The organism is Paraburkholderia sp. NPDC080076, assembly GCF_050281145.1.
Classification (GTDB): Bacteria; Pseudomonadota; Gammaproteobacteria; order Burkholderiales; family Burkholderiaceae; genus Paraburkholderia.
In genome coordinates this window covers 101,381-113,702 of the sequence record NZ_JBNNWQ010000016.1, presented here as the reverse complement: position 1 = coordinate 113,702, position 12,322 = coordinate 101,381, and the positions used below count along the sequence as shown (strand labels likewise).

General features: G+C 63.2%; 12 protein-coding genes. 8 read left to right on the top strand and 4 right to left on the bottom strand.

Features of this window, described 5'->3' with window-relative positions; all coding sequences use genetic code 11:
• Positions 1 to 25: 25 nt before the first annotated feature.
• Entirely contained in the window at positions 26 to 1,840 is a 1,815-nt protein-coding gene (locus ACQKRQ_RS39300; protein ID WP_427483054.1) for an aminopeptidase P family protein, read from the bottom strand.
• 19 nt (positions 1,841 to 1,859) lie between these two features.
• Positions 1,860 to 2,114 carry a hypothetical protein gene (locus ACQKRQ_RS39295; protein WP_427483052.1) on the bottom strand — a complete coding sequence of 85 codons (255 nt, stop codon included), beginning with the start codon at positions 2,112 to 2,114 and terminating at the stop codon, positions 1,860 to 1,862.
• A gap of 204 nt (positions 2,115 to 2,318) precedes the next feature.
• On the opposite strand from ACQKRQ_RS39295, the gene ACQKRQ_RS39290 reads away from it, so the two are divergent.
• The 7 genes from ACQKRQ_RS39290 (at position 2,319) to ACQKRQ_RS39260 (ending at position 8,467) form a co-directional block, all read left to right on the top strand.
• The gene (locus ACQKRQ_RS39290; protein ID WP_132376775.1) at positions 2,319 to 3,029 is read left to right on the top strand and encodes a response regulator transcription factor; all 711 of its coding nucleotides are present in this window, start codon (positions 2,319 to 2,321) and stop codon (positions 3,027 to 3,029) included.
• Between the two features lie 63 nt (positions 3,030 to 3,092).
• The gene (gene hemA / locus ACQKRQ_RS39285) at positions 3,093 to 4,379 is read left to right on the top strand and encodes a glutamyl-tRNA reductase (protein WP_427483050.1); all 1,287 of its coding nucleotides are present in this window, start codon (positions 3,093 to 3,095) and stop codon (positions 4,377 to 4,379) included.
• 123 nt (positions 4,380 to 4,502) lie between these two features.
• Complete coding sequence (gene prfA, locus ACQKRQ_RS39280; RefSeq protein WP_427483048.1) at positions 4,503 to 5,585, top strand: peptide chain release factor 1; 1,083 nt, start codon at positions 4,503 to 4,505, stop codon at positions 5,583 to 5,585.
• 7 nt (positions 5,586 to 5,592) lie between these two features.
• Positions 5,593 to 6,444 (top strand): peptide chain release factor N(5)-glutamine methyltransferase, encoded by an 852-nt coding sequence (gene prmC, locus ACQKRQ_RS39275; protein ID WP_427483046.1) that lies wholly within the window; start codon positions 5,593 to 5,595, stop codon positions 6,442 to 6,444.
• Between the two features lie 118 nt (positions 6,445 to 6,562).
• Positions 6,563 to 6,874 (top strand): Grx4 family monothiol glutaredoxin, encoded by a 312-nt coding sequence (gene grxD, locus ACQKRQ_RS39270; RefSeq protein WP_012434475.1) that lies wholly within the window; start codon positions 6,563 to 6,565, stop codon positions 6,872 to 6,874.
• 44 nt (positions 6,875 to 6,918) lie between these two features.
• Positions 6,919 to 7,524 (top strand): UbiX family flavin prenyltransferase, encoded by a 606-nt coding sequence (locus ACQKRQ_RS39265; RefSeq protein WP_427483045.1) that lies wholly within the window; start codon positions 6,919 to 6,921, stop codon positions 7,522 to 7,524.
• A gap of 157 nt (positions 7,525 to 7,681) precedes the next feature.
• Entirely contained in the window at positions 7,682 to 8,467 is a 786-nt protein-coding gene (locus ACQKRQ_RS39260) for a DODA-type extradiol aromatic ring-opening family dioxygenase (protein WP_427483044.1), read from the top strand.
• An 86-nt stretch (positions 8,468 to 8,553) separates the two neighbouring features.
• Here ACQKRQ_RS39260 and ACQKRQ_RS39255 read toward each other — a convergent pair whose 3' ends face one another.
• Positions 8,554 to 10,149, bottom strand: coding sequence for an APC family permease (locus tag ACQKRQ_RS39255; protein WP_408432977.1), 1,596 nt, complete (start codon positions 10,147 to 10,149; stop codon positions 8,554 to 8,556).
• Between the two features lie 482 nt (positions 10,150 to 10,631).
• Between ACQKRQ_RS39255 and ACQKRQ_RS39250 the strand changes: the two genes are divergently transcribed.
• Positions 10,632 to 10,835: a cold-shock protein gene (locus ACQKRQ_RS39250; protein ID WP_007180251.1), complete on the top strand. Its 204-nt coding sequence runs from the start codon at positions 10,632 to 10,634 to the stop codon at positions 10,833 to 10,835.
• Positions 10,836 to 10,946: 111 nt separating this feature from the next.
• Here ACQKRQ_RS39250 and ACQKRQ_RS39245 read toward each other — a convergent pair whose 3' ends face one another.
• Positions 10,947 to 12,197: an Hsp70 family protein gene (locus ACQKRQ_RS39245; protein WP_132376768.1), complete on the bottom strand. Its 1,251-nt coding sequence runs from the start codon at positions 12,195 to 12,197 to the stop codon at positions 10,947 to 10,949.
• Positions 12,198 to 12,322: the final 125 nt, after the last annotated feature.

Genomic DNA, 12,322 nt, shown 5'->3' with positions numbered 1-12,322 from the left:
TCCGTAAGCTGATTTCCGATCGCGATCAGATGGGTTGCGTGCGCAACTCCAACCACGCTTTGGCGTCGCCGGACACGTGCGGCGTCAGGCGAGTACGCACGGTCTCGTGATACGCGTTCAGCCACGCGCGTTCGTCCTCGCGCAGCAGCAACAGATCGAGGCAGCGCGTGTCGATCGGGCACAGCGTCAACGTCTCGAACTTGAGGAAATCGCCGAACTCGGTTTGGCCGGCCGGCACGTTCAGCACGAGATTCTCGATCCGTACGCCCCATTTGCCCGGACGGTAAATGCCCGGTTCGACCGAGGTGATCATGCCTTCTTCCATTGCGGTCCACGGTTCGGCCGGCGCGTAGTGCGAAATCACCTGCGGGCCTTCGTGCACGTTCAGGAAATAGCCCACGCCGTGGCCGGTGCCGTGACCGTAATCGGCGCCGGCTTCCCAGATCGGCGCGCGGGCGATCGCGTCGAGCATCGGCGAACGGATGCCGCGCGGGAACTGCGCGCGCGACAACGCCATGGTGCCCTTCAGCACGATCGTGAAATCGCGCCGCTGCGCTTCGCTGACGGTGCCGATCGGCACCACGCGCGTGATGTCGGTCGTGCCGCTCAGATACTGCGCGCCGGAATCGATCAGCAACAGGCCGTTGCCTTCGATCACCGAATGCGATTCCTGGGTGGCGCGGTAGTGCGGCATCGCGCCGTTCGCGTTGAAGCCGGCGATCGTCGCAAAGCTCAGCGACACGAAACCCGGACGGCGCGCGCGAGCCGCCGTCAGACGCTCGTCGATGGTGAGTTCGGTGATCTGCTCGCGGCCCAGCGCCCCTTCGAACCACGCGAAAAATTCCGCCAGCGCCGCGCCGTCCTGTTCCATCGTCTCACGCACATGCTCGGCTTCCGCCGCGGTCTTGCGCGATTTGAAGAAGGTGGACGGATTGACGGCTTCGACCACCGTAACCGTTGACGGCACGGATTGCAGCGAGCCGAACGTGATGCGGCGCGGGTCGATCAGCAGCGTGCTGCCGGCGGGCAGCGCGGCCAGCGCGTCCGCGGCCTTCGCATACGGCTCGACGCTGATATTGTCTTTCGCCAGCGCATCGGCGAGCGCCTGCGGCACCTTGCCGTCGGCGACGAACAGCGACGCGTGGTCGACACCGATCAGCGCGTGGGCCACGAACACCGGGTTGTAGCTGACGTCCGCGCCGCGCAGATTCAGCAGCCACGCGAGGTCGTCGAGCGTGGAGATGAAGTGCCACTGCGCGCCTTTGTCCGCCATGGCGCGGCGAATTTGCGCGAGCTTGTCCGACCGGGCGACGCTCGCATGCGGCGCGGCGTGCTCGAACACGGCGGCCGCCGGCAGCGACGGACGCTGCGGCCAGATCGCGTCGAACAGATCGACGTCGGTGCGCAGTTGCACGCCGCGCGCGCTTAGCGCCTGGCTCAAGGCCCGCGCCGCCGCCACGCCGAGCACGGCGCCGTCCACGCCGACCGTGGCGCCTGCCGGCACGTTCTGAGCGAGCCATTCGAAATGCGGCACGGTCTGCTGGCCGCCGGTCATCTTCATCAACTGAACGCCGGTGCCGGCTAGTTGCGCGTTGGCCTGTTCCCAATAACGGCTGTCTGTCCAGACGCCGGCGAAGTCCGCGGTCACGACCAGCGTGCCGGCCGAGCCGGTGAAGCCGGACAGCCACTGCCGGCCTTGCCAGCGCCCAGGCAGATACTCGGACAGATGCGGGTCGGCGGACGGCACCAGGTAGGCGGCGACGCCTTCGCGCGCCATTGCGTTGCGCAAGGTGGCAAGACGTTCGGGAATGGAGGAAGTTTCGGGGAGTCGGGCATTCATCGGAGTCACCTGCAAATATTCATCGACGGGAAAGCAAGCCGACCGTCACGGCGACGGCGATCAACGCGACGGCGGTGCAAACCGGCCATTCGAGCGTATCACCGTCATGGAAGAGACCAATCACGTTGCCGGCCATGTGCGCGACGGCCGCGCCCAGCACGCCGGCCAGCAGCGCCACCCACCACCGGGCGCGGCTCGCGCGTCGCAGCGGATGCAACCACCAGCCCGCAAGGCCGATCGCCGCCCCCAACACTACAAGGCCGGACCACCCCATTAACGGCCGGCCTCGCGCAGTTTCGGATTCGTCTCATGGGCGCAAGGGGCCAACACAGCTAGCATTTTTGTCTCATTAACTATAGAAGTTCAGCACGGCGCTTTCCGCATAGCGGTTGAGTTTAGGGGTCGGGGTGATGTTAGGCAAGCTGTGAGCCTTACGGAAAAGCCTGGTCCCCGGTCATTGCCACGCTGAAAGTGCGTCATGCGAATCGCCCTTATCGAGCCGGACTTGCGGCATGCTGAACTGGTCGGCCGGCTGGTCTTCGCCGGCGGCCATCTGTGTCAGCACTTCATCGCGAGCGTGCCGTTTCTGACGCGCGCCAGCGAAGAATTCTTCGACCTTCTCATCACCGAAAGCTGGGCCGGCGACCACTCCGCCGAAGACGTCATCGCGCGCGCCCGCGCCATCCTGCCGGGTTTGCCGGTGATCGTGCTGATGTCGGCGCCACGCGAAAGCCAGATTGTCGCCGCGCTGCACGCCGGCGCCGACGACTGCCTGACCAAACCGGTCCGCGGTCCGGAGATGCTGGCCCGCGTGGACGCGCTGTTGCGCCGTGCCGGCTTGCGGCGGCTGCCCAACCGGCGGCGCGACGTCATCGGCGAATATGCGTTCGATGCGGCGCAATTTGCCGTCACATTCCGTAAGCAAACGGTCACGCTCACGCCAAAGGAATTCCACCTCGCGCTGCTGCTGTTCAGCAATCTCTCGCGGCCGGTGTCGCGAGCGCATATTCTTGAAAACGTCTGGACGCGCCGCCGCGACGTAAGGTCGCGCACGGTCGACACGCACGCGTCGCGCGTGCGCAGCAAATTGCAGCTTCATCCTGAACACGGCTATTGCCTGACGCCGCTGTATGGCTACGGCTATCAACTCGACGCGATCCCGCCGGAAGCCGTTGTAAACGCGGAATAAGCCACGCACAATGTGAAAATCGTGGAAACGCTATAATATTGGGCTAAACCATAGCTCCCCCACATGCAGCTTCTAACGATCGGAATCAATCACCACACTGCGCCTGTCGCCCTGCGCGAACGCGTGGCGTTTCCGCTCGAACAGATCAAGCCTGCATTGGACACCTTCAAGAGCGTCTGGCTGGGGCCATCGGCCCGCACGGCGCCGGAAGCGGCAATTCTGTCCACGTGCAATCGCACCGAACTTTACTGCGCGACCGACGACCAGGCCGCGCGCGAAGCCGCGATCCAGTGGCTGTCCAGGTACCACAACCTGCCCATCGACCAACTCGCGCCGCACGTCTACGCGCTGCCGCAATCGGAAGCCGTGCGTCACGCGTTCCGCGTCGCGTCCGGGCTGGATTCGATGGTGCTGGGTGAGACGCAAATCGTCGGACAAATGAAGGATGCGGTGCGTACCGCGTCGGAAGCCGGCGCTCTCGGCACCTATTTGAACCAGCTGTTTCAGCGCACCTTCGCCGTGGCGAAGGAAGTGCGCAGCACGACTGAAATCGGCGCGCAGTCGGTTTCCATGGCGGCCGCGGCCGTGCGCCTCGCCCAACGGATTTTCGACAAGGTCTCGAACCAGCGCGTGCTGTTCATCGGCGCGGGCGAAATGATCGAGTTGTGCGCCACGCATTTCGCCGCGCAGCAGCCGAAGGAACTCGTAGTCGCGAACCGCACGGCCGAGCGCGGCACGCGTCTCGCCGAGCGCTTCAACGGCCGGGCCATTCCGCTGTCGGAGCTGCCGTCGCGCATGCATGAGTTCGACATTATCGTGTCGTGCACGGCGTCCACCTTGCCGATCATCGGCTTGGGCGCGGTCGAGCGGGCAGTCAAAGCGCGCCGCCACCGGCCGATTTTCATGGTCGATCTGGCCGTGCCGCGCGATATCGAACCCGAAGTCGGCAAGCTCGAAGACGTGTTCCTGTACACCGTCGACGACCTCGGCGCGATCGTCCGCGAAGGCAATGCGTCGCGGCAAGCCGCGGTCGCGCAGGCCGAAGCGATCATCGAAACGCGCGTGCAGAATTTCATGCAATGGCTGGACGCGCGCAGCATCGTGCCGGTGATCCGCCATATGCACACGCAAGCCGACGTGCTGCGCCGTGCCGAAGTCGAACGCGCGCAGAAAATGCTCGCACGCGGCGACGATCCGGCTGCCGTGCTCGAAGCGCTGTCGCAATCGCTCACCAATAAACTGATCCACGGTCCCACGCACGCGCTGAATCGCGCGAGCAGCGAGAACCGTGACACGCTCATCGAACTCATGAGCGGTTTCTACAAACACTCCGGTTCCACGGAGCGTTAGCGGCGCAGCCACCGCCGCGCTGTCCGGGCTACCCGCAAGTGGCCCGCGACATGCTTCTGACCAGGGCATCCGCCCACTCCCCTAGTCGTCGTCCTTGCCGGAGCCCGCTCCGATACCCGTCCGATGAAAACGAGCATGCAACGCAAGCTCGACCAGCTCACTACCCGGCTGGCCGAACTGAATGATCTGTTGAGCCGCGAGGACATCACCTCGAATCTCGACCAATACCGCAAGCTCACGCGGGAACACGCCGAGCTCGGGCCGGTGGTCGACCACTACGCGCTGTGGCGCCGGGCCATGAACGACGCGGCCACCGCGCAGGAATTGCTGGCCGATGTGTCGATGCGCGACTTCGCCGAAGATGAAATTCGCGCGGCGCGCGAGCGCATGGAAAAACTCGGCGCCGAGTTGCAGAAAATGCTGCTGCCGAAAGACCCGAACGACGACCGCAACATCTTTCTCGAAATCCGTGCCGGAACGGGCGGCGACGAGTCCGCGCTGTTCGCGGGCGACCTGCTGCGCATGTACCTGCGCTTTGCCGAGCGCAACCGCTGGCAAGTCGAGATGATGTCGGCGAGCGAATCGGATCTGGGCGGCTATAAGGAAGTGATCGTGCGGATCGCGGGCGAAGCCGCCTATTCGAAGCTCAAGTTCGAGTCCGGCGGCCATCGCGTGCAGCGCGTGCCGGCGACTGAAACCCAAGGCCGCATTCATACGTCGGCGTGCACGGTCGCGGTCATGCCGGAAGCGGACGAAATCGGCGAAGTCGAGATCAATCCGGCCGATTTGCGGATCGACACGTTCCGCGCTTCCGGCGCGGGCGGGCAGCACATCAACAAGACCGATTCCGCAGTGCGCGTCACGCACTTGCCGACGGGTATCGTCGTCGAATGTCAGGACGACCGTTCGCAGCACAAGAACAAGGACCGCGCGCTGAAGGTGCTGGCCGCGCGCATCAAGGACAAGCAATCGCACGAGCAGCAGGCGAAGGAAGCCGCCACGCGCAAGAGCCTGATCGGCTCGGGCGACCGCTCGGAGCGGATTCGCACGTACAACTTCCCGCAAGGGCGTCTGACGGATCACCGCATCAACCTGACGCTCTACCGCCTCGACGCAATCATGGACGGCGATCTCGACGAACTGATCGCGGCGCTCGTCAGCGAGCATCAGGCCGAGTTGCTGGCCTCGCTGGGCGACGCGGACTAAAGCGCGCATGAGTTCGACCACGCCCAACACGCCCGCCGCTTTGTTGCGCGCCTCGCCGCTGCCGCTGCTCGAAGCGCGCATCCTGCTCACGCATGTGCTCGACTGGCGGCCCACGCAGCTGATTACGCGCAGCGACGAAGCGCTCAGCGACGAGTTTGTCGAGCGTTACCAGGCGCTGGAAGCACGGCGCGTAGCGGGCGAGCCGGTAGCGCAACTGGTCGGCGCCCGGGAATTTTTCGGGCTGGATTTCGAAGTCACACCACACGTGCTGATTCCGCGCCCCGAAACCGAACTGCTGGTCGAAACTGCGCTGACGGCGCTGGAAAACCTCTCGCGGCTTCGCGTGCTCGATCTCGGCACAGGCACCGGCGCCATTGCCGTCGCGATCGCATCGATGCGGCCCGACGCGCAAGTCTGGGCGCTCGACCGTTCCGCCGAAGCGCTGGCGGTCGCCACACGCAACGCCGCCCGCCTGCTCGACGCGAAACGGCCCGGCGGCGCCTTGGCATTGACGCAAAGCGACTGGTACGACTCGCTCGACGCCACCTTGCGCTTTGACCTGATCGTCAGCAATCCACCGTATATCGCGAGCGGCGATCCGCATCTGGACGAAGGCGATCTGCGCTTCGAACCGCGCGGCGCGCTCACCGACGAAGCCGACGGGCTCAGCGCGATCCGCGCCATCATCGCCGGTGCGCCCACACGGCTCGCCGCCGATGGCGTATTGTGGATCGAGCACGGCTACGATCAGGCCGAAGCCGTGCGCGCGCTGCTGACGGCGCAAGGTTTCGCGCAAGTCCGCTCGGAGCGGGACCTGGCCGGCATCGAGCGGATCAGCGGCGGGCGTTTGGACACCTGACGCGCATCGCCTAATATCCACAAACGCTGCACGGACAAAGCGGCGCTCGGCCGGCCGTATCGAAATCCGCTATCATTTCAGCCTATTCCCTACACATAACGGAACCGCAAGGTCAGTCATGGATACGCAACAACGCATCAAGCAAATCGTCGACGAGAACAACGTCGTCCTCTTCATGAAGGGCACTGCTCAGTTCCCGATGTGCGGCTTCTCGGGCCGCGCCATCCAGATCCTGAAGGCGTGCGGCGTCGGCGAGATCAAGACCGTCAACGTCCTGGAAGACGACGAAGTCCGCCAGGGCATCAAGCAGTTCTCGAACTGGCCGACTATTCCGCAGCTCTACGTGAAGGGCGAATTCGTCGGCGGCTCGGACATCATGATGGAAATGTACGAATCGGGCGAACTGCAGCAACTGTTCGCCGCGGCCTGAGCGGCCACGGTCCACACGCTTCTATCCCCAAGGCGCCGCGAGCCATGGAAACACGCGCTGCGGCTGCGGCGCCACGCCGGCTGATCGTCGCGATTACCGGCGCGACCGGTGCCATCTACGGCATCCGGATACTCGAAACGCTGCGCAGGCTGGGCGGCGTCGAGAGCCATCTGCTGATTTCGAGCGCGGGCTGGCTCAATATTCAGCACGAACTCCGGTTGAGCAAAGAAGACGTGCATCCGCTCGCGGATGTCGTTCATTCGGTGCGCGACGTCGGCGCGAGCATCGCGTCCGGCTCGTTTGCCACCGACGGCATGATCGTCGCCCCTTGCTCGATGAAGACGCTCGCCAGCGTCGCGCACGGTTTCTCGGACAACCTGATCACGCGCGCCGCCGACGTCACGCTCAAGGAGCGCCGCCGCCTCGTGCTGCTCGTGCGCGAGACGCCGTTCAATCTTGCGCATCTGCGCAATATGACGGCCGTCACCGAAATGGGCGGCGTGATCTTCCCTCCCCTGCCTGCTTTCTACAACCAACCCGCTTCCATCGACGAAATGGTCGATCACACCGTGGCGCGCGTGCTGGATCTATTCGCGCTCGGACCGGCTTTGTCGCCGGCGTGGGCCGGGCTGCGCGGCGTGCAGGAATAGCGCCTTAACCGCAGCGTACGATGACCGTGCATACACACGGATTCACAACATCTGCGACACAATCAATTCTGTTTTCGCCCGTTTATCAAATCGCGGTTCAGCTCTACATTGGTAGCAACCCAATCTCTGCGCCGCCTTTCGCGGCTGCGCTGCTGCCATGAACCGCTTACCTTCGCTTTTCCTGTCCCACGGCGCGCCCACGCTGCCGATCGACCCGTCGCTGCCGTCCGCCGAATTCGGCGCGCTGAGCGCCCAGTTACCGCGTCCGCAAGCCGTGCTGATGCTGTCGGCCCATTGGGGCACGGCGCAGCCGGTGGCGAGCACGTCCACGGCGCCGGAGACAATCCACGATTTCTACGGCTTTCCGCGTCAGCTGTACGAAATTCAGTATTCGGCTCCTGGCGCGCCCGATGTGGCGCGCCGCGCGGCGGTGCTGCTTGGCGAAAACGGCATCCTCACGGGCGCGCAGCCGCACGGACTCGACCACGGCGCATGGGTGCCGATGCTGCTCATGTTTCCGGATGCGGACGTACCCGTCGCCCAGTTGTCGATCCAGCCGCACATGGACGCGGCGCATCACTTCCGCGTCGGCCGGGCGCTGCGGTCGTTGAAAGACGACGGCGTGATGGTGATCGGCTCCGGCCAGATCACGCACAACCTGCGCGCCGCCGACTTTTCCGCGCGCCCTGAAGACGCCGATCCGCGCGTCGCCGAATTCACCGACTGGTTCGAGGAAAAGCTCGCCGCGCACGATATCGACGCGCTGCTCGACTACCGCCGCCAGGCGCCGCATGCCGTGCTGATGCATCCCACCGACGAGCATCTGCTGCCGGTCTTCGCCGCGTTGGGCGCGGCGGACGACGATTACTCGCTGGCTATCCAGTCGCTTGGGACCTACCAGCGCTCGCTGGCCATGACGAACTACGTGTTCGGCACCGCCTGACGCAGAGTCAATAAGCGCGGCAGAAAAGAAAAACCCCCGCCTGAGCAACTCAGGCGGGGGTTTTTTACAGACTTCAGCGCAGCACCTTAATGCGCTCCCATGCCTTCGAGCACTTCGTCGTGCTCTGTGCGCTCGTCCAGATATTCCGAGCGATAACCGCTCGTCACACCCCAGTAGTAGAACACCAGCGAAAACGCGATCACCACCACCATATCCCAGCCGTAAGGGATGAGGTCGTGTCCGCCGAACTGCTTGCTGCCGATCAGCGACAGAATCGCCATCACCGGCAGATAGGCGACCAGCCACCACGCCGCCTTCAGATCACGCCCCCAGCCGGCAAAGCCCGACTTTGCCTGGAAGTAGAAGTACACCGGCAACGCGACGACCATCAACAGAATGATTTCGCCGGTCAGCGGCCACTTCGCCCAGTACAGGATCAGCGACGCGCAGACGAACGCGAACGGCGCAATGATCTTCATGCCCGGGATATGCAGCGGACGCTCGAGGTCCGTCGCCGCGCGGCGCAGGGCCATCAGGCTGATTGGGCCGGTCAGATACGAAATCACCGTTGCGACCGAGATCACCGCCGCGAGCGAACTCCAGCCGCGGAAGAAGAACAGGAAAATGAACGACACCAGCAGGTTGAACCACATCGCCTGACGCGGCACGCCGTAGAACGGGTGCACGTTGCCGAACATCTTCGGCATGGTGTTGTTGCGTTCCATTGCGTAGATCATGCGGCTCGTGGTCGCCATATAGGTCGTGCCAGTGCCGCTCGGGCTGACGAATGCGTCGACGTACAGCAGAATTGCCAGCCAGTTCAGGTTCAACGCGATCGCGAGTTCCGCGAACGGCGAAGCGAAGTTGAAGTGGCTCCAGCCCTTCATCACGTCGCCCGGGTTCACCGCGCCGATATACGCGACCTGCAACAGCACGTAGATCACCAGCGCGAGCAGGATCGAGCCGATCACCGCGAACGGCACGCTCTTGGCCGGATTGCGCGCTTCACCCGCGAGATTGATCGGGCTCTGGAAACCGTTGAACGCGAACACAATGCCGCTCGTCGACACGGCCGTCAGCACCGCTGACCAGCCGTACGGTGCGAAGGTGCTCGCTTCGCCGAAGTTTTCCTTGTGGAAGCCCGTCAGCATCAAGCCGAGGATCGTCGCGCCGGGAATCAGGAACTTAAAAATCGTAATCGCCGAGTTGGCGCGCGCGAACAGTTTCACGCCCCAGTAGTTCAGCATGAAGTAAATGATCACGAGCGCAGCGGATAGCAATAACCCATTCGTAGTTAATGAGCCATCCACGAATAGCGCATGCGCCCAGGGATAGGGCCACGTACTCATATATTGAATGGACGCTTCAGCCTCGATCGGAATCACCGAGACAATCGCGATCCAGTTGGCCCATGCGCTAATGAAACCGACCAGCGCACCGTGCGAATAGCGCGCGTAACGCACCATGCCGCCGGACTCCGGGAACATCGCGCCGAGTTCCGCGTAGGTCAATGCGATCGCAAGAATCACGACCGCGCCGATCACCCATGCACAAATGGCAGCGGGACCGGCAATTTTTGCGGCCTTCCACGCGCCGAACAGCCAGCCGGACCCGATGATCGAACCCAAGCCCGTCAGCATCAGCGCGAACGGCCCAATGTTCCGTTGTATAGAACTTTTCACGTCTTCTCCTGTGTCGGCCGGAGTGAGCGCCTCGGCACTCCCTCCGCCCCATGCAAGTTTGCTGCAGAACCATGACGGCACCGCGTGACAGCGCCTTGGGGCGTTGCAGACGGGTGACGCGCATTCGTACGCGACGGCCCGTTCCAGACAGGTGCAACCGACGCGAGGCGCGTAGTTTAACGGTTGCACCCAGCCTCTGCAGCGAAACCAAGGGTTCTCCCTAGCAAAAAATTCAGACGAATAGCAAGCTTTGTAAGCAACTTTTACGCCAAGCTGACGAAAGTTTGTAAAGTTGTGGGGAGACTGTTGACCTTCTCTCGAAATCGCCGTATAACGTTCGGGCAGGATTTCAAGCGGCGAGTGAATTGGTCTTTCGTAGTTCGCCCATCAACGGTACTCCGGTTGGTCCCATTACCCCCTTCCTTGATTTTCATGCACCCTCTGGGCTTCGGCCTTATTTACCATCTTTAGGAACAAGTAATATGGAAACCGGTACCGTCAAGTGGTTCAATGACGCAAAGGGCTTTGGCTTCATCACGCCGGACGGCGGCGGCGAAGATCTGTTCGCGCATTTCTCGGAAATCCGCACGGAAGGCTTCAAGACGCTGCAAGAAAACCAAAAGGTTACGTTTGAAGTGAAGACGGGCCCGAAGGGCAAGCAAGCTGCTAACATCAAGCCGGTGTAAGCAACACGCTTCCTTCTGGACGCAAAAAAACCCCGCCTCGGCGGGGTTTTTTTATATCCATCGCTATTGCGAATGGTGATTATCTTCGCAGTATGCGATTGGTGATTTCGGTTATCCGAATAGACGCCGCGCGTGAATACCGAGTCCAGTCGCGACACTCGCAAGTCGGTCGCCGAATACTGCTTTGGCATCCGGAAATGCCGCCGCCAATGCGCCCGATAAAAACGCCAATCCGGTCGAACCACCCGTAAAGTAAATCGCGTTGACGTCGCGTGTCGCGACGCCGGCCGCCTGCACCGTGTCGCGCGCCGCCTGCACGATGCGGACCGTTTCGTCGTGGCCGGCCTTGATGAGTTGCACCTCGTCGAAAGCGAGGCGCAGGTCGTCTTCCACTTCATCGAGGTCGATCACGGTCTCTCCACCCGCCGCCACGCCGATCTTCGCCTCTTCCGCATGCGCCGCCAGCGCGTGGCCCAACCGGCGGTCCACGACGCGCATCAGCCGGTCATGGTGCTTGACCTCGGTGAACAGGTGCCGCATCAGCGCGAGCTCACTGACGCGCTTCGGGGCGTAGACGGTGTTGATCAAATGCCAGGTCGCCAGATCGAAATAGATCCGGTTCGGGATTTCGCGGCCTTCCGGGTCCAGCGTCTGATAGCCCAGTTCGCGCAGGATCGTCACCAGTTCCACGCGCCGGTCGAAATCCGTACCGGCGACGTGCACGCCGTGGTGCGCCAGTACGTCGTCCTTGCGCTCAACGCGCTTCATCCGTTCCGGCCCGACCCGTACCAGCGAAAAGTCCGAGGTACCGCCGCCGATGTCGGCCACCAGCACGAGCCCTTCTTCCGTCAGATGCGATTCGTAGTCGAACGCGGCCGCGATCGGCTCATACTGAAAGTGAATTTCCCGCAGGCCGACCGAGCGCGCAGCGGCTTCGAGCTGTTGCTGCGCCATCTGATCGGCGCGCGGATCGTCGTCGACGAAAAACACCGGGCGGCCAAGCACGGCGCGATGAATCGCGCCGCCAGCGCTTGTTTCGGCCGAACGCTTGAGGTGCTCGACGAAAATCGCGATCACATCCGTGTACTTGATCGCGGAACCGTCGCCGAGGTCGGTGGAGTTCTCGGCGAGCGGCGAGCCGAGAATGCTCTTCATCGAGCGCATCAGGCGGCCGTCGAAGCCGTCGATGTAGGCTGCTAGCGCGGCCCGCCCGAATTCGCGAGTGTTCTCGTCGGTGTTGAAAAAGACCGAGGTGGGCAGCGTCGTGTAGGCGCCCTCGACCGGCGCGAGCTTGAGCGCGCCGCCGACAGGAACGGCCACAGCCGAGTTGGAAGTACCGAAGTCAATCGCGCAATAGTTCATGGCAGGAATCGCCGCTCACGGCTGGCGCGGACAGAAAGGGGAGCGGCTTTGTAACACGAAAGCCCAACAAGCATCAACTGACGCTTGGGCACGCTCCAGATAATGGAAGAACCCAGCTCGACGGA